Origin of the sequence: Cellulomonas sp. S1-8 (genome assembly GCF_026184235.1) — a bacterium.
In the GTDB taxonomy this organism is placed as follows: Bacteria; Actinomycetota; Actinomycetes; order Actinomycetales; family Cellulomonadaceae; genus Cellulomonas.
Genome location: NZ_CP110806.1, coordinates 1 through 17830 on the forward strand (window position 1 = coordinate 1; position 17830 = coordinate 17830).

Below are 17830 nucleotides of genomic sequence, written 5' to 3' on the forward strand. Positions count from 1 at the left end.
CGACCCGAGACCCGCGCGCACAGGTGTGGACAACTATGTGGACGACTGTCGACCGTGCCAGACTCACCCATCCCGCCGTACCGAGGACCGAGGTAGGACGTTGTCACAAGACGAAGAGCCGACCCGCGTCTGGGGTCACGTCGTCACGAACCTCGAGGCGAGCCCCGACATCACCCCGCGGCAGCTCGCGTTCGTCCGTCTCGCACACCCGCTCGGGCTGCTCGACGGCACGATGCTGCTCGCGGTCGGCAACGACCTGACCAAGGAGTACCTCGAGACGCGGGTCCGCGCCGAGGTCACCCGCGCGCTGTCCGAGGCACTGGGCCGCGAGGCACGGTTCGCGATCACGGTCGACGCCGAGGTCGCGGACGACATGCCGCCCGCGCTGCGCGTCGTCCCGCCCTCCCCCGGGCAGGCGCCCTACGAGCGCAACGGCGAGCAGCGTCCGGACCTCGCTCTGGTGACGTCGCACCACGGCTTCTCGCGCGACGACCACGGCGACCAGACGTCCGGGCGCTCCGACGACGGTCCGGGTGATCGCCACGACGACGGTCGGCCGTCCCTGCGCTCGGTCGACGGCTCCTCGCACGACGGCGCCGCACCACGGCGCGGGCTGTCCGAGCCGGCCAGGCTCAACCCCAAGTACCTGTTCGAGACGTTCGTCATCGGGTCGTCCAACCGGTTCGCCCACGCCGCGGCGGTGGCGGTCGCCGAGGCGCCCGCGAAGGCGTACAACCCGCTGTTCATCTACGGCGACTCCGGGCTGGGCAAGACGCACCTGCTGCACGCGATCGGGCACTACGCGCAGAACCTGTACCCCACGGTGCGCGTGCGGTACGTGAACTCGGAGGAGTTCACCAACGACTTCATCAACTCCATCGGCGAGGGCAAGGCCGGGTCGTTCCAGCGGCGCTACCGCGAGGTCGACGTCCTGCTGATCGACGACATCCAGTTCCTGCAGGGCAAGGAACAGACGATGGAGGAGTTCTTCCACACGTTCAACACCCTGCACAACGCCAGCAAGCAGGTCGTCATCACGTCCGACGTCCCGCCCAAGCAGCTGAACGGGTTCGAGGACCGGATGCGGTCCCGCTTCGAGTGGGGCCTGATCACCGACGTGCAGCCGCCCGACCTCGAGACGCGGATCGCGATCCTGCGCAAGAAGGCGGCGAGCGAGCGCCTGCAGGCCCCGGACGACGTGCTGGAGTACATCGCCTCGCGCATCTCGACGAACATCCGCGAGCTCGAGGGTGCGCTCATCCGCGTCACCGCGTTCGCGAACCTCAACCGCCAGCTGGTCGACGTGTCGCTGGCGGAGATCGTCCTCAAGGACCTCATCACCGACGACCAGACGCAGGAGATCACGTCCACGACGGTCATCGGCCAGACGGCCGCCTACTTCGGACTGACGATCGAGGACCTGTGCGGTTCCAGCCGGTCCCGCGTGCTCGTCACGGCCCGGCAGATCGCGATGTACCTGTGCCGTGAGCTCACGGACCTCTCGCTGCCGAAGATCGGTCAGGCGTTCGGTGGACGCGACCACACGACCGTGATGCACGCGAACCGCAAGATCCGCGAGCTGATGGCGGAGCGGCGCTCCATCTACAACCAGGTCACCGAGCTGACCAACCGCATCAAGCAGCAGCACCGGGGCTGACGCACGCCCCTCACCACCGGTCTTCTCCTTGCCGGACGCAGCCTCCCCCTGGACACCCGACCAGAGTTATCCACAGGTTTGCCCACTGCCTGGGGACACTTGTGAACGCCTTCACCCAATCGGGTTAACCAGGCGCCCTCAGGCGCGCAAAGAACGCACGTCACAGCGTCGTGACCTGCAGGGACGCCATCTGCACCCCACGCTGAGCGCGTCCACAGGTGGTCGAGAAACACCGTGCTCACGCGAGTTCTGTGAGAGGACTCTCACCATCAAACCGCCACGAATCGCTTGACGACGCCGCGCGGGACCGGGTGAAACATGCATGGGACGAATGTTCACACCTGTGTACACACCTGTGGACGACGGTGGACGACACGCGGTGGAGCTGTGGATCCCGGCCGCGGATCGGTGGACGACGAATCGCTCCGCTCGCACCGTCCACCCTCGTCCACCGCGCAGCGTCCTGGGACCACAGGCTCCTCCACACGCCGCCACGCCTGCTGACCTGCGCACCGACCCTCCATCCACATCATCAACAGGACCGATGACGACGACGAACCATTGATCAGAGGGGAATCCACACACCGACGTTGGGGACGGGGCGCGGGCGGCGGCGACCCGCGCCGAACTCACCGGCCACCCCGACCCCGTGGCCTGTACCGGGTGTCGGGCCTGTCGCGTAGTGTTCGGCACAGCCCCGACAACGCCCGCTGCCGTGCCCGAACGTGCCCGTTGCGCACCGCCGTGCACACGCTCCCGGGCCGGACGACGAGAAAGGTGATGCATGAGGTTCCGCGTCGATCGTGACGTGCTCGCCGATGCCGTCACGTGGACCGCACGCAGTCTGCCCACGCGTCCGCCGGTCCCGGTCCTGGCAGGGGTCCGCATCGAGGCGGACACCACGGGCACCGTCCAGCTGTCGAGCTTCGACTACGAGGTCTCCGCCCGCGCCCAGCTGCCGGCGGACGTGAGCGAGCCCGGCACCGTCCTGGTCTCGGGACGCCTGCTCGCGGAGATCTCCCGGTCGCTGCCGGCCAAGCCGGTCGACGTCGTCCTGGACGGCACGAAGGTGCAGGTCACGTGCGGGGCCAGCCGCTTCACGCTGCTGACGATGCCGGTCGAGGACTACCCGAACCTGCCCGTCATGCCGGAGCTCACGGGCACCGTCGACGGCGACGAGCTCACGCACGCGGTGGCCCAGGTCTCGGTCGCCGCGAGCCGCGACGACACGCTGCCCCTGCTCACCGGCGTGCGGGTCGAGATCGAGGGCGAGAAGGTCACCATGCTGGCGACCGACCGCTACCGGCTCGCCCTGCGCGAGATGACGTGGAAGCCGACCAACCCGGCCGTCGCGGCCGTCGCCCTGGTCCGGGCGCGGACGCTCTCCGACGCGGCGAAGTCGCTGGGCGGGTCGGGCTCGGTGTCCGTCGCGCTGTCGACGGGCGGCGGTGTCGACCTCATCGGCTTCGAGGCCGCCGGGCGCCAGACGACGAGCCTGCTCGTCGACGGCGACTACCCGCCCGTGCGCCGGCTGTTCCCGGACGACACGCCGATCCACGCGATCGTCAACACCCAGGCCCTGGCGGAGGCCGCCAAGCGCGTGGCCCTCGTCGCCGAGCGCAACACCCCGATCCGGCTGACGTTCACCGACGGCCAGGTCGTGCTGGACGCCGGCCAGGGCGACGACGCGCAGGCCTCCGAGGCGCTCGAGGCCGTGCTGGTCGGTGAGGACATCTCAGTCGCGTTCAACCCGCACTTCCTGGCCGACGGCCTGGGCGCGCTGGACACCACCTTCGTCCGGATGTCGTTCACGCACCCGAACAAGCCCGTGGAGTTCACGGGCCAGGAGTCGCTCGAGGGCGACGACCTCAAGGACTACCGCTACCTGCTGGTGCCGATCCGCTTCGCCAGCTGACACCGCACGCGCCGACGCCGCACGCGCGGCCACGCCACGGGTGCGGCACAGTGGCCCGGACGGACGTCGCCGCACACGGCGGGACGCGGAGAGGGGCACGGCATGCACATCGGTCTGGTGGGTCTGGGCAAGATGGGCGCGAACATGCGCCTGCGGATCCGGGGCGCGGGCATCGAGGTCACGGGGTACGACCGCAACCCGGACGTGACCGACGTGCCGTCGCTGCAAGGGCTGGTCGAGGCGCTGCCCGCCGGTGAGCGCGTCGTCTGGGTGATGGTGCCGTCGGGTGCGATCACGGACGGCGTGATCCAGGACCTCGCCGGCCTGCTGGCCCCGGGCGACCTGGTCATCGACGGCGGCAACTCGTACTACCAGGACGACGCACCGCACGCGGCGACGCTCGCGGCGCACGGCATCGGCTTCATCGACGCCGGGGTCTCCGGTGGCATCTGGGGCCTGGAGAACGGCTACGGCCTGATGGTGGGCGGCGCGCCGCAGGACGTCGAGCGGGCGATGCCGGTGTTCGACGCCCTGCGCCCCCCGGGCGAGCGTGCCGACGGCTTCGTGCACGCGGGCCCGGTCGGCGCCGGCCACTACGCGAAGATGGTGCACAACGGCATCGAGTACGGACTCATGCAGGCGTACGCCGAGGGCTACGAGCTGCTCGCCGCGAAGGACCTGATCACGGACGTGCCGGCGACGATGCGCGCGTGGACGACGGGCACGGTCGTGCGGTCGTGGCTGCTCGACCTGCTGGTCCAGGCGCTCGCCGAGGACCCGCGCTTCGGTGCGATCGACGACTGGGTCGAGGACTCGGGCGAGGGTCGCTGGACCGTCGACGAGGCGATCGACCTGGCCGTCCCGGCGCCCGTCATCTCGGCGGCGCTGTTCGCCCGCTTCGCGTCCCGGCAGGGCGAGTCCCCCGCGATGAAGGCCGTCGCGGCGCTGCGTCAGCAGTTCGGTGGGCACGCCGTGCGCGCCGCGGGTGCGGCGACGGTGACCCCGACGGCGCCACCCACGTCGGAGGCCTGAGCCGCGTGTACGTCGCGCACCTGTCCCTCACCGACTTCCGGTCGTACCCGCAGGTCGAGCTGCCGCTCGAGCCGGGCATCACCGCGTTCGTCGGACCCAACGGGCAGGGCAAGACGAACCTCGTGGAGGCGATCGGGTACGTCGCCACGCTGGGCAGCCACCGGGTCCCGTCGGACGCGGCGCTGGTCCGGGCGGGTGCCGGCCGCGCGGTCGTGCGGGCGCGGGTCGTCCGCGAGGAGCGCGCGTCGCTCGTCGAGGTCGAGATCACGCCCGGCAAGGCGAACCGCGCCCGGGTCAACGGCGGCTCCCCCACGCGGGCGCGCGACATCCTGGGGATCCTGCGGACCGTGCTGTTCGCGCCCGAGGACCTCGCGCTCGTCAAGGGCGACCCGGACGGGCGCCGCCGCTTCCTGGACGATCTGCTGGTGCAGCTCACGCCGCGGATCGCGGGTGTCCTCGGGGACTACGAGCGGGTGCTGCGGCAGCGATCGGCGCTGCTGAAGTCGGCGGCCGCCGCGACGCGGGCGCGCGCGGGTGCCGACCTGCGCACGCTCGACGTGTGGGACGCGAAGCTCGCCCAGGTCGGCGCGCAGGTCGTCGTCGCGCGGCAGGCCCTCGTGGCCGCGCTGGGGCCGCGGGCCGCCGACGCGTACCGGCAGGTCAGCTCGGGTCAGGGCGAGCTGCGCCTGGCGTACCGCTCGACGCTGGACGCCGCGGCGGCGGACGGCGAGCCCACGGTCGAGCCCGATGCGGGCGTCGACCTGGTCGAGGCACGGCTGCTCGACGCGATGGGCCGGCTGCGCAGCAAGGAGATCGAGCGGGGGGTGTGCCTGGTCGGTCCGCACCGCGACGACCTGGTCCTCACCCTCGGTGACCTGCCGGCCAAGGGGTACGCGAGCCACGGGGAGTCGTGGTCGGTGGCGCTGGCGCTGCGGCTCGCGTCGTACGCGCTGCTGACCCACGGCGTCGACGACGCGGGCGCGTGGGCGGCGGACTGGGGTCCGGACGGCGAGCCGGTGCTGATCCTCGACGACGTCTTCGCGGAGCTGGACACACGCCGCCGTGAGCGGCTCGCGGAGCTGGTGGCGGGGGCGCGGCAGGTGCTGGTGACCGCGGCGGTGCCGCAGGACGTGCCCGAGCCGCTGGCCGGTGCCCGCGTCGACGTCATGGGGGGCGAGGTCGCGCGTGTCCTCTAGGCCGGGACGCGGCTCGTCGGGGGCGGGACGACGCTCCCCCGTCGACACGTCCGGCCCGAACGCTCCGGGACCGGACCCCGCGCAGGGGACGGACGACGACGCGCTCCTGCCGGCGCCGACGTCGGTGCCGGATGGGCTGCCGGTGTCCGAGCTGGTCGTGCTCACACCTCCCGAGCAGGTGGTCCGTGCCGCGCTGGCGCGCGCGAAGGCGGCCGCGCGGGCGCGGGGCCTGCGTCCCGGCGTGGTCCGCAGCAGGCCCGTGAGCAGCGGGGCCGCCGCGGGGCCGCGCGACCCGCAGCCGCTCGCCGTGTCCGCGGGCCTGCTGGCCCGTGACCTGGGCTGGGAGCCGGGGCTCGTCGTGGGTGACCTGGTGCACCGGTGGGCGCAGATCGTGGGGCCGCAGGTCGCGGACCACTGCGAGTTCGTGTCGTTCGAGGCGGGGCTGCTGACGGTCCGGGCGTCGTCGACGGCGTGGGCGGCGAACCTGCGGCTGCTGGCACCGACGATGTTGGCGCGCTTCGACGAGACGCTCGGCGAGGGCGTCGTCGTGCAGGTCGAGGTGGTGGGTCCGGCGGGCCACGGCTTCGGACGTGGCCCGCGCCGGGTCGCCGGTCGCGGTCAGCGGGACACGTACGGCTGAGCCGCCCACGACCTGTCCTGCCACACGCGCCCCTTCCTGCCCGATCCGGGGCGTCCAGCGGGTAGACTAGACAGGTCAACAAAGGCGCCTGCCTGCCCACGAGAGCCCGGAACTCCGCCGACATGGAGTGATCCGGTCTCCCCGCCGGTTCGCAGCCGCCCACGACGCGCCTGGCGCGTACGAGCTCTCGAGGAGAACCGCTGCCCGTGGCCGACCAGAGCACCCCTCGAGACCCGCAGGACACACCCGTCGAGGGGCAGGGGATGGCCACCGGGTCGGCCGCGCGCCGGTCGGGTGACCCCTACGACGCGGACCAGATCACCGTCCTCGAAGGCCTCGAGGCCGTCCGCAAGCGTCCCGGCATGTACATCGGCTCGACGGGCGCCCGCGGCCTGCACCACCTGGTCTACGAGGTGGTCGACAACTCCGTCGACGAGGCCCTGGCCGGGTACTGCGACACGATCGAGGTCACGCTGCTCGCCGACGGCGGGGTGCGCGTGAGCGACGACGGCCGCGGCATCCCCGTGGCCATGCACCCGACCGAGGGCCGTCCGACCGTCGAGGTCGTCATGACGATCCTGCACGCCGGCGGCAAGTTCGGTGGTGGCGGCTACTCGGTCTCCGGTGGTCTGCACGGGGTCGGCATCTCCGTGGTGAACGCGCTGTCCTCGCGCGTCGAGACCGTGATCCGGCGCGACGGCCACGTCTGGAGCCAGGACTTCGCCGACGGCGGCAAGCCGGTCGGCGAGCTGCGCAAGGGCGACGCGACCGACGCGACGGGAACGACGCAGACCTTCTGGGCCGACGCGTCGATCTTCGAGACCGTCGAGTACGACTTCGAGACCCTGCGCGCGCGGTTCCAGCAGTACGCGTTCCTCAACAAGGGACTGCAGATCTCGCTGACCGACGAGCGCCCGCAGCACACGGGCACCGAGGACGAGGTCACGGGCGAGCGTCCCGACGCCCCGCCGGCGGTCTCGCACAACGTCACCTACCGGTACGACGGCGGGCTCGTCGACTACGTCACGCACCTGAACTCGGCCAAGAAGGTCGACGTGGTCCACCCCGAGGTCATCGACTTCGAGGCGGAGGACACCGCACGGCGCATCTCCGTCGAGATCGCGATGCAGTGGACGAACGCCTACTCCGAGTCCGTCCACACGTTCGCGAACACGATCTCGACGACCGAGGGCGGCACGCACGAGGAGGGGTTCCGGGCGGCGATGACGTCGCTGATGAACCGCTACGCGCGCGAGAAGGGCATCCTCAAGGACAAGGACGAGAACCTCACGGGCGACGACATCCGCGAGGGCCTCACCGCCGTGGTGTCCGTCAAGCTCGGCGAGCCCCAGTTCGAGGGCCAGACCAAGACCAAGCTCGGCAACACCGACGCCAAGCGCTTCGTGCAGCAGGTCGTCAACGACCAGCTCGGTGCGTGGCTCGACGCGCACCCGGTCGAGGCCAAGGACGTCATCCGCAAGTCCATCCAGGCGGCCGCCGCCCGGATGGCCGCCCGCAAGGCCCGCGAGGCCACGCGCCGCAAGGGCCTGCTCGAGTCCAACTCGATGCCCGGCAAGCTGCGTGACTGCCAGTCGAACAACCCGGCCGAGTGCGAGGTCTTCATCGTCGAGGGCGACTCCGCCGGCGGGTCGGCCGTGCGCGGACGCAACCCGCGGACGCAGGCGATCATGCCGATCCGCGGCAAGATCCTCAACGTCGAGCGCGCCCGGCTCGACAAGGCCCTGGGCAACCAGGAGGTGCAGGCGCTGATCACGGCGTTCGGCACGGGCATCGGCGAGGACTTCGACGTCTCCCGCCTGCGGTACCACAAGGTCGTGCTGATGGCCGACGCCGACGTCGACGGGCAGCACATCCGCACGCTGCTGCTGACGCTGCTGTTCCGCTACATGCCGCAGCTCATCACGGGCGGGTTCGTCTACATGGCGCAGCCGCCGCTGTACCGCATCAAGTGGAGCAACGCCCCGCACGACTACGTGTACTCGGACCGGGAGCGGGACGCCGTCATCGCCGACGGGCGGGCGAACAACCGCCGCCTGCCGAAGGAGAACGGCGTCCAGCGGTACAAGGGCCTGGGCGAGATGGACTACACGGAGCTGTGGGAGACCACGATGTCCCCGGAGCACCGGACTCTGCTGCAGATCACGCTGGACGAGGCCGCGGCCGCCGACGAGACGTTCTCGGTGCTGATGGGCGAGGACGTCGAGGCGCGTCGCGCGTTCATCCAGCGCAACGCCAAGGACGTCCGCTTCCTCGACATCTGACGCGGGCGCCGGCGACGCCGGCCACCGCGACCGACCTGGTACCGACGACTGGAGTGACCCGCACGTGACCGAGACCCCGGGCGACATCGAGCACGGCCGCATCGACCAGGTGGACCTGCAGCTCGAGATGCAGCGCTCGTACCTGGACTACGCGATGGCGGTCATCGTCGGACGTGCGCTGCCGGACGTGCGCGACGGCCTCAAGCCGGTGCACCGCCGCGTCCTGTACGCGATGTACGACGGCGGCTACCGCCCGGACCGGCAGTTCTCCAAGTGCAGCCGCGTCGTCGGCGACGTCATGGGCAAGTACCACCCCCACGGCGACACCGCGATCTACGACGCGCTCGTCCGCCTCGTGCAGGACTGGTCGCTGCGCTACCCGCTCGTGTCGGGGCAGGGCAACTTCGGCTCCCCCGGCGACGACCCGGCCGCCGCCCCGCGGTACACCGAGTGCAAGATGGCGCCGTTGGCCATGGAGATGGTCCGGGACATCGACGAGGACTCCGTCGACTTCCAGGACAACTACGACGGCCACACCCAGGAGCCGGCGGTCCTGCCCTCGCGCTTCCCGAACCTCCTGGTCAACGGCTCGTCGGGTATCGCGGTCGGCATGGCGACGAACATCCCGCCGCACAACCTGCGTGAGGTCGCGGCAGGCGTGCAGTGGCACCTGGACCACCCGGAGTCCTCGAAGGAGGAGCTCCTCGAGGCGCTCATGGAGCGCATCAAGGGCCCCGACTTCCCGACGGCGGCCACGATCCTGGGCCGGCGCGGCATCGAGGACGCGTACCGCACGGGACGCGGGTCGATCACGATGCGCGCGGTCGTCGAGGTGGAGGAGATCCAGGGCCGGCAGTGCCTCGTGGTCACCGAGCTCCCCTACCAGGTGAACCCCGACACCCTGGCGAAGAAGATCGCGGACCTCGTCAAGGAGGCCCGCGTCCAGGGCATCGCGGACATCCGCGACGAGACCTCGGGCCGCGCGGGCCAGCGCCTCGTCATCGTGCTCAAGCGCGACGCGGTCGCGAAGGTCGTCCTGAACAACCTGTACAAGCACACGCAGCTGCAGGACACGTTCGGCGCGAACATGCTCGCGCTCGTCGACGGCGTCCCTCGCACGCTGAGCATCGACGCGTTCGTCCGGCACTGGACCGCGCACCAGATCGACGTCATCCAGCGCCGCACGCGCTACCGCCTGCGCAAGGCGGAGGAGGACATCCACATCTACCGCGGCTACCTCAAGGCGCTCGACGCGCTCGACGAGGTCATCGCACTGATCCGGCGCTCCCCGGACGCCGAGCAGGCCCGCAACGGCCTGATGGCGCTGCTCGAGATCGACGAGCTGCAGGCGCAGGCGATCCTCAACCTGCAGCTGCGCCGGCTCGCCGCGCTGCAGCGCCAGGAGATCCTCGACAAGCACGCCGAGCTCGAGGCGGTCATCACCGAGCTCAACGCGATCCTGGCGTCGCCCGTGCGGCAGCGGCAGATCGTCAGCGAGGAGCTCGCGACGATCGTCGACAAGTTCGGCGACGAGCGCCGGACGCACATCCTGCCGTTCGACGGCGAGGTCTCGATCGAGGACCTCATCGCCGAGGAGGACGTCGTCGTCACGATCACGCGCGGCGGGTACGCCAAGCGCACGCGCGTCGACGCGTACCGCGCGCAGCGCCGCGGCGGCAAGGGCGTGCGCGGCGCCCAGCTGCGCGAGGACGACCTGGTCGACCACTTCTTCGTCACGACGACGCACCGCTGGCTGCTGTTCTTCACCAACCTGGGGCGCGTCTACCGGGCCAAGGCGTACGAGCTCCCCGAGGCGGGCCGCGACGCGAAGGGTCAGCACGTCGCGAACCTGCTGGCGTTCCAGCCGGGCGAGAAGATCGCGCAGGTCCTGGACCTCAAGGACTACCAGCAGGCCGAGCACCTGGTGCTGGCCACCAAGCGTGGCCTGGTGAAGAAGACGATGCTGACGGAGTACGACTCCAACCGCAGCGGCGGCGTCATCGCGATCAACCTGCGCGAGGACGACGAGGGCCGCACGGACGAGCTCGTCGCGGCGCGCCTGGTGAACTCCGACCAGGACGTCATCCTCGTCTCCCGGCAGGGGCAGTCGGTGCGGTTCACCGCGTCCGACGACGCCCTGCGGCCGATGGGCCGGGCCACGAGCGGCGTCACGGGCATGAAGTTCCGCGGGGAGGACGACCTGCTCGCGATGGACGTCGTCCGCGACGACGCGTACCTGTTCACGGTCACGGAGGGCGGCATCGCCAAGCGGACCGCGCTCACGGTCGAGAACTACCGGCAGCAGGGCCGCGGTGGGCTGGGGATCAAGGTCGCCAACCTGCCCGAGGCGAACGGGGACCTGGTCGGCGCGCTCGTCACCGACGCCGACGACGAGGTCCTGGTCATCATGGAGCGCGGCAAGATCGTGCGTTCGGCGACGACCGAGGTCAACGCGACGGGACGCACCACGCAGGGCGTCATCTTCGCCAAGCCCGACGCGGGTGACCGGATCATCGCCGTCGCCCGGAACAGTGAACGACACCTCGTGGACGATGGCGGTACCGTGGGCGAGAACGTCACCAACCACGACGCAACCGACGTACCGGACCCTGACGGGTCGGTGCCTGACAGCGGCGACCGACCTGCGGAGGATGCATGAGCGACACGCCCCCCTCGATCCCCCCGCGGAAGCGACCGACGACTCCCATGACGGGCGGCGCGCCGTCGCCCGACCAGGGAGGTGCGGTGCAGGCCGCCGAGCACGACGCGTCGGCCGGCAGCTCGTGGGCGTCGCTCGGTGGGGTCGGGGGCTCCGCTCCCCCGACGTACACGGTCGACGTGGGCCGGGCGCCGTCGACGTCGGGCCGGACGTCCGGTCCCGCGTCGTCGCCGCAGCGGTCGTCGAGCGGTGCCGCGCCGGCGCGGTCGTCGGGTCCCTCGGGGTCATCGGGTGCGTGGACGGACGAGCGGTCCCGCTCGACCGAGCCCCGCCGGACCACGACGGCCGCCCCTGCCCCGGGTGAAGGTTCTGGCGACGACGAGCCGCCGTCGCCGCTGGTCACGGCGGTGGACGCCACGACCGAATGGCTGAAGAAGGCCGCGGGAGTCACGGGATCCGGCCTGTCCAGGGCGTATTCTCAGCTGACCCGACCCCGCACCGAGGACGCCCACATGACAGCGACGCCGACGACAGCCGGTGCCACCACCGCCGAGCGCCCGGCAGCGCGGTCCACCGCGCCCGTCACGGGGGCGACCCCGCGGCCGGCGACGGGCCGCATCCCCACGGTGGGCGGCGGGCCACGGCGCGTCCGGCTCGCGATCTCGCGCGTTGACCCCTGGTCGGTCATGAAGCTCGCGTTCCTGCTGTCCGTCGCGATCGGCATCATGATCGTCGTCGCGGCAGTCGTCGTGTGGTTCACGCTCGACGGCCTGCACGTGTTCACGCAGATCGACGACCTGGTCACCCAGGTCGTCGGCACGGAGAGCCCGCTGGACATCCTGGCGTACGTGTCGTTCGAGAAGACGGTCTCGGCGGCGACGCTGGTGGCCGTCATCGACGTCTTCCTGCTGACGGCGCTCGCCACGATCGGCGCGTTCCTGTACAACATCGTGGCGGCTCTCGTCGGTGGCGTGAACGTCACGATGACCGACGAGTGAGCCGTCCGGGTCTGCCTCCGGTGCTGGACTGCGGGACCGCCGCCATCGGTTTGGGTGCGGTGGCCGCGCTGGGGTAGTCTCGACCGTCGCGCCCGCCGGTGCGGATCCCCTCGTGGGGTCGGACCGGTCGGACGTGTCACGGGCCTATAGCTCAGACGGTTAGAGCGCTTCCCTGATAAGGAAGAGGTCACAGGTTCAAGTCCTGTTAGGCCCACGCTGCAGGTACGCGCGTCGTACCGCGGACTGGCGGCACCCGCCCGAGACACCGGGGGAACCGATGAAGAAGCTCCTGCTCCTGGCCGCTGCCGCGGCCGTCGGATACGTCGCCTGGCAGAAGTACGCGCAGGACCGCGACGAGCGGGACCTGTGGGCCGAGGTCACCGACACCTTCGAGTGACTCCCCGGCCCGTCCCGGGGCCATGGCGCAATTGGTAGCGCACCTGCTTTGCAAGCAGGGGGTTAGGGGTTCGAGTCCCCTTGGCTCCACCCGGCACGGTTCGCGACGGCACAGGTGCGCGACGCGGAACGCCGTGACTCAGTCCCGCGTCACCACGATGCGATCGGCGAGCTCCTCGACGTCGAGGCCCTCGTCGTCGGGCAGCCGCAGGGCGTTCACCAGCCGCGCAGGTGTGCACCCGTGCCGGCGCAGCTCCTCGACGAGGATCCGCAGGCAGGTCAGGGCCCGGTAGGGGAAGGGGTCCTCGTCCTCGCGCGCGTCGAACGCGAGCACCACCGTGCCGCCCTGGACGTCCGGGTAGCCGAACGGGTCCGGGTCCTCGATCTCGACGTCCGGGCCGGCCTCGACCCCCTCGTCGTCGACCCGGGCGAACCGCCGCCACGCGACGTCGCACGCGTCCCGCGTCCGTGCGGCGTCGGCCGACTCCACCCGGACCCAGCACCGCATCACGACGTACCCGCCCGGGGTGAGCACGGGTCCGAAGACGTCACCGCCGCACTGCACGTCCCCGGCGGTCGACTTCGCGCGGACCGCCAACGCCCACAGGCCCTGCGAGACCCGCACGTCGTCCCCGTCGGGGTCGGCGAGCACGGCCTCGATCGCCGCGCGCCACACGCCGTCCACGGCCACCGCATCGCTCATGCCACGGACGCTACCGGCTCGCCCACCCCGCCGACCGGAACCCCACTCCATGTCTGCCACCCCCAGCGGTGAGCGGTGTTGCGGTCGTGGCCGTCAGCGGACTGCGAACGTGGCCCAGACGTTCTTGGTCCGCTCCGTGGCGTACCAGCCGACCTCCTGCGAGAGCTGCCGCGCCAGGTGCAGGCCCAGGCCGCCCTCGCCGCGGATGCGCGCGCCGGCGTACACGGGCGCGGACTCGGGGTCGTGGTCCCCGACGTCGAGCATCCAGCGGTCCTCGCGTCGCGACAGGCGCACCATCGTGGGCGGCAGGCCGTGGACGAGGGCGTTGGACGCCAGCTCGGTGGCGATGAGGACGAGGGCCTTGGGCGTGCCCGTCAGCTCGTGCAGTCCCCCGACCTCGTGCTCGGCGATCTGCGAGGCGAGCTCGTGGCGCAGCGTTCGCAGCTGGGCCGTCGTTGACAGCGCCCACTCGCGCACCAGCTCGTACCCCGCCGGCGGCTGGCTCAGGGGCAGTCCGGCGTCGACCCCTGGCAGGTCCAAGGGCAGGTGCTTCCAGTCCTCCATGTGAGCTCCCTCCCGTCGGTCCAGAGTCGAGCCTCACAGCAACGGGACGAAGATGCACGTCGGAGCCCCGCGCGGCACGTGACGAGGGCTGGCGCGGTACGTGACGAGGGCTGGACGAGGGCCTGCTCGCGCGTCATCGGAACCGTGGTGTACAGTCGTCATGCGTTCTTGCCACGCGAACACCTACCGTGGCGTACTTCGGTCCACCGCATCGGAGCGAGGACCAACGCAACCGGGCAGCACCGCTGCCGTCGAACATCTCCGCCGCCGAAGGCGCGGAGCGAAAGTAGAGATCATCACTGACCAGTACCTCGAGTCGTCCGCCGTGCCAGCAGTTGCGGCACCGGTCAGCTCCGGGCAGGCTCCCGTGTGGCGCCCCGCCGATGACGACCTCTGGGTCGCCACGGCAGGCGGCGAGTACGCGGGCCTCATCGCCCGCCGTGCCGACGGCTTCCATGCCCATGACCAGCTCACCCGCCCGCTCGGCGTCACCCCGACGTTCGACGCTGCGGCCCACCTCGTGGCGACGCTCCGCGTCCGCCCGCTGCGTGCACGACGTGCACGCACCCACCACCGTCAGCGCCCCTCCGGGCGCGGCATCCGGAGACGCATTCGCGGTCCGGTCGACCGAATGAAGGAAGACATCATGGCCACCGGAACTGTGAAGTGGTTCAACGCTGAGAAGGGCTTCGGCTTCATCGCCCCGTCCGACGGCTCCGCCGACGTGTTCGCGCACTTCAGCGCGATCGCCGACACCGGGGGCTTCCGTAGCCTCGACGAGAACCAGCAGGTCGAGTTCGACGTCACGCAGGGCCCCAAGGGCCTGCAGGCGTCCAACATCCGCCCGCTCTGACTCACACCGGCTCCGGGGCGCGCGAGCGCCCCTGACCGATGCACCACGAGAGCCGCGCAGCATCTGCTGCGCGGCTCTCGTCGTTGCGTACCGGGGAAACAGGGCGACGCGGCCGGGGATCAGCAGGGATCCTCCTCTCGGCCCGGCGGGAGACCTCCGCCGGGTGTCCCGCGTCCGGACGCTCCCGGACGCCTCTACCAGGAGGGGTGCCATGACCAACGCGTTCCCCGTCGAGCTGCGCGGCGCCGCCGCGCCCACGCTCATGTGGGCCCACGAGCACGACGTCGAGCCGGCTGCGCTGCAGCAGCTGCGCAACATCGCCGCGCTGCCCTGGGTGCACGGGGTCCGCGTCATGCCCGACGTCCACCTGGGCAAGGGGGCGACGGTCGGGTCCGTCATCGCGATGCGCGACGCGGTCTCCCCCAACGCCGTCGGCGTCGACATCGGCTGCGGCATGATCGGCGTCCGCACGTCCCTGACGGCGGACGACCTGCCGGACGACCTCCACGCGCTGCGCACGGCGGTGGAGGCCCGCATCCCCGTGGGTTTCCGCTCGCACGACGAGGCGGTCGACCTGCGCCGGCTGCGGCCCATCGGCGCGCGGGCGCAGACCGCCGAGGCGCTGCGGGGCGCGGATGCGTTCTGGGCCCGGTTCGACTCGCTGACGCCGCAGGTGCGGGACCTGGAGACGCGTGCGCGGCGCCAGCTCGGCTCGCTGGGCGGCGGGAACCACTTCCTCGAGGTGTGCCTGGACCAGGACGACGGCGTGTGGCTGCAGCTGCACTCCGGGTCCCGGAACATCGGCAAGACGCTCGTGGAGGTGCACGTCGCCGTCGCCAAGGGCCTGGCGCACAACCAGGGCCTCGTCGACCGGGACCTCGCGGTCCTGCTGACCGGCACACCGCAGATGGAGGCCTACCTGAACGACCTGTGGTGGGCGCAGGAGTACGCGGCCCGGTCCCGTGCGGTCATGATGACGCTGTTCGTCGACGCCGTACGGGCGACGTTCTCCGACCGGGAGGTGACGTTCGAGGAGGTCGCGAACGTCCACCACAACTACGTGACGACCGAGCACATCGACGGCGCCGACCTCGTCGTGACCCGCAAGGGCGCGATCCGGGCCGGCGCGGGGGACCTGGGCCTCATCCCGGGGTCGATGGGGACGGGCTCGTACATCGTGCGCGGGCTGGGGAACCCGGCGTCGTACTGGTCGGCGTCCCACGGCGCCGGCCGGCGCATGTCGCGGAACGCGGCCAAGCGGACGTTCACGCTCGACGACCTGGCGGCGCAGACCGCAGGCGTCGAGTGCCGCAAGGACGCCGGCGTGCTCGACGAGATCCCCGGTGCCTACAAGGACCTCGACCAGGTCATCGCCGCCCAGGCGGACCTGGTGGAGGTCGTCGCCCGGCTCCGGACGATCGTCTGCGTGAAGGGGTGACGGGCCGAAGGCCGTGCAGCAGTCTGCTGCGCGGCCTTCGCTCTCTCCTGGTGTCGCTCAGCCCTGGTGTCGCTCAGCGGCGCACCCCGCGCCGGGCCCGCGCGACGATGTCGGCGAGCACGTCGTCGGTGTAGACCGGTTCGGCCTCGTCGGTCACGACCCCCTCGTCGAGCGTCGCCCACTGCCAGTGCGGGTGGACGTCCGCGGTCGTCGCGTCGTCGTGCAGGCGCAGGTCCAGCAGCACGGCGTACCGGTAGCCGAACCGCCGCTGGATGGCCTGCGCGACTGCGAGGTCCGCCGCGCCGGGCGCCGCGGCGGACGCGTCGGCCGTCAGCTCGACCAGCAGCAGGTTGTGCTCCGGCCCGAGCCGGCCGCGCTGGTGGACGATCAGGTGCGGCGGCCGGTGCGTGGCGCCGTCCAGCCGCACCGACGACTCGAGCACCATGCCCGACCGGTCGTAGTCGGCGTCGACGTCCCACGTCCGCTCGACCATGCCGCGCAGCGCCCAGCCCAGGTGGAACGAGACCGTGCGTTCCGACGGTCGGCTCGTGCCAGCGGACGGGGCCACGAGCGTCCACTCGTCGACGAGCGTGGTGGTGAGCGCGATGCGCACCCTGGCCTGCAGGTCGGCGAGCAGCATGACGGGACGCTACCGCTGCGCAGCGGCGGCCGACCAGGACCTGTGGGTGCAGGTGCCCCGCCAGGTCACGCCATGCCGAGCTGCTCCCGGACGGGACCGAGGCCCTCGATGCGCATGTCCGGGCGCAGCGCGTCGGGCCGGGCGTCCCAGTCGGCGCGGTCGAGGACGAACAGCTGGCTGTCCACCGGGCCGCCCTCACGCGCCTGGTGCAGCACGCCGTTCTCGCGGTACCCGATCTTGCGGCTCACCCCCGCCGAGCCGGGGTTGTCGACGAACGCCGAGCTGGTCGCGTGCAGCGCGTCGAAGCCCTCGAACAGCAGGTGCAGCACCATCAGCCGCATCCGCGTCCCGACGCCGCCGTGCTGGTGGCTCAGGCCGAGCCACGAGCCCGTCTCGGCCGTGCGCGTCACCAGGAAGTCCTTCGCGTAGAAGCCCTGCGTGCCCAGCGGCACGCCGTCGCGGACCACCGCGAGCTCGATCGCCCAGTCCGTGGGCGTCGTGCGCTGCCGCAGGCCCCACTGGTACGTCATGACGCTGCGCGCCACCTGCGTGGGCGTGCCGCGCGTCCACGGCACCAGGAACGGCATGTAGTCCTCGCGGTGCACGCCCCGCGCGGCGAGCCGGGCCAGGTCCAGCAGCATCCGGTCGTCCGGGGCGCGCAGCTCGAGGTCACCGCAGACGACGCGCAGGCCGGTCAGCGGCCAGATCTCGACGTCGGTGAGGGCGGGGGACGGGTCGACGGGCGGCGTCGGGGAGGCGTCGTTCACCGCTGCAGCCTCCCCGGCGCGCGGGGGCGGGGTCAATACGGAACCTCCGAGCACGGGGCGGGCACCGGCGGGCTGCCGGGCAAGGTGGCG

14 protein-coding genes, 2 tRNA genes and 1 pseudogene are annotated in these 17830 nt (G+C 71.6%); 13 read left to right on the forward strand and 4 right to left on the reverse strand.

Going from position 1 to position 17830, the window contains the following annotated elements:
• Positions 1-100: 100 nt before the first annotated feature.
• The 11 genes and pseudogenes from dnaA (at position 101) to OKX07_RS00055 (ending at position 12865) form a co-directional block, all read left to right on the forward strand.
• A complete protein-coding gene (gene dnaA / locus OKX07_RS00005; RefSeq protein WP_265629820.1) occupies positions 101-1657 on the forward strand; it encodes a chromosomal replication initiator protein DnaA in 1557 nt (518 codons plus the stop codon).
• Between the two features lie 784 nt (positions 1658-2441).
• Positions 2442-3572, forward strand: a complete 1131-nt coding sequence (gene dnaN, locus OKX07_RS00010; protein WP_265629821.1) for a DNA polymerase III subunit beta — start codon at positions 2442-2444, stop codon at positions 3570-3572.
• Positions 3573-3623: 51 nt separating this feature from the next.
• A pseudogene (gnd, locus tag OKX07_RS00015) lies at positions 3624-4604 on the forward strand (phosphogluconate dehydrogenase (NAD(+)-dependent, decarboxylating)); the annotation flags it as partial.
• Between the two features lie 5 nt (positions 4605-4609).
• Positions 4610-5800 (forward strand): DNA replication/repair protein RecF, encoded by a 1191-nt coding sequence (gene recF / locus OKX07_RS00020; RefSeq protein WP_265629823.1) that lies wholly within the window; start codon positions 4610-4612, stop codon positions 5798-5800.
• Positions 5790-6440 carry a DUF721 domain-containing protein gene (locus OKX07_RS00025; protein WP_265629824.1) on the forward strand — a complete coding sequence of 217 codons (651 nt, stop codon included), beginning with the start codon at positions 5790-5792 and terminating at the stop codon, positions 6438-6440. The genes recF and OKX07_RS00025 overlap by 11 nt, the downstream gene beginning before the upstream one ends.
• Positions 6441-6703: 263 nt before the next feature.
• Positions 6704-8722, forward strand: a complete 2019-nt coding sequence (gyrB, locus tag OKX07_RS00030) for a DNA topoisomerase (ATP-hydrolyzing) subunit B (RefSeq protein WP_265631976.1) — start codon at positions 6704-6706, stop codon at positions 8720-8722.
• Between the two features lie 64 nt (positions 8723-8786).
• A complete protein-coding gene (gyrA, locus tag OKX07_RS00035; RefSeq protein WP_265629825.1) occupies positions 8787-11381 on the forward strand; it encodes a DNA gyrase subunit A in 2595 nt (864 codons plus the stop codon).
• The gene (locus OKX07_RS00040; RefSeq protein ID WP_265629826.1) at positions 11378-12379 is read left to right on the forward strand and encodes a DUF3566 domain-containing protein; all 1002 of its coding nucleotides are present in this window, start codon (positions 11378-11380) and stop codon (positions 12377-12379) included. Before gyrA ends, OKX07_RS00040 begins: the two co-directional genes overlap by 4 nt.
• A 140-nt stretch (positions 12380-12519) precedes the next feature.
• Positions 12520-12593: transfer RNA gene (locus OKX07_RS00045), tRNA-Ile, on the forward strand.
• 63 nt (positions 12594-12656) lie between these two features.
• A complete protein-coding gene (locus tag OKX07_RS00050) occupies positions 12657-12776 on the forward strand; it encodes a DLW-39 family protein (RefSeq protein ID WP_265629827.1) in 120 nt (39 codons plus the stop codon).
• A gap of 16 nt (positions 12777-12792) precedes the next feature.
• A tRNA-Ala gene (locus tag OKX07_RS00055) sits at positions 12793-12865 on the forward strand.
• A gap of 49 nt (positions 12866-12914) precedes the next feature.
• Here OKX07_RS00055 and OKX07_RS00060 read toward each other — a convergent pair.
• Both OKX07_RS00060 and OKX07_RS00065 read right to left on the reverse strand, forming a co-directional pair.
• Positions 12915-13478 (reverse strand): hypothetical protein, encoded by a 564-nt coding sequence (locus OKX07_RS00060; RefSeq protein WP_265629828.1) that lies wholly within the window; start codon positions 13476-13478, stop codon positions 12915-12917.
• 93 nt (positions 13479-13571) lie between these two features.
• A complete protein-coding gene (locus tag OKX07_RS00065) occupies positions 13572-14042 on the reverse strand; it encodes an ATP-binding protein (RefSeq protein ID WP_265629829.1) in 471 nt (156 codons plus the stop codon).
• A gap of 646 nt (positions 14043-14688) precedes the next feature.
• Here OKX07_RS00065 and OKX07_RS00070 point away from each other — a divergent pair.
• Positions 14689-14895, forward strand: a complete 207-nt coding sequence (locus OKX07_RS00070) for a cold-shock protein (protein WP_265631977.1) — start codon at positions 14689-14691, stop codon at positions 14893-14895.
• Between the two features lie 211 nt (positions 14896-15106).
• Complete coding sequence (locus OKX07_RS00075) at positions 15107-16333, forward strand: RtcB family protein (RefSeq protein WP_265629830.1); 1227 nt, start codon at positions 15107-15109, stop codon at positions 16331-16333.
• Between the two features lie 73 nt (positions 16334-16406).
• Here OKX07_RS00075 and OKX07_RS00080 read toward each other — a convergent pair whose 3' ends face one another.
• Together OKX07_RS00080 and OKX07_RS00085 are read right to left on the reverse strand one after the other, a co-directional pair.
• The gene (locus OKX07_RS00080) at positions 16407-16973 is read right to left on the reverse strand and encodes a hypothetical protein (protein ID WP_265629831.1); all 567 of its coding nucleotides are present in this window, start codon (positions 16971-16973) and stop codon (positions 16407-16409) included.
• A 65-nt stretch (positions 16974-17038) separates the two neighbouring features.
• The gene (locus tag OKX07_RS00085) at positions 17039-17740 is read right to left on the reverse strand and encodes a GNAT family N-acetyltransferase (protein ID WP_265629832.1); all 702 of its coding nucleotides are present in this window, start codon (positions 17738-17740) and stop codon (positions 17039-17041) included.
• Positions 17741-17830: the final 90 nt, after the last annotated feature.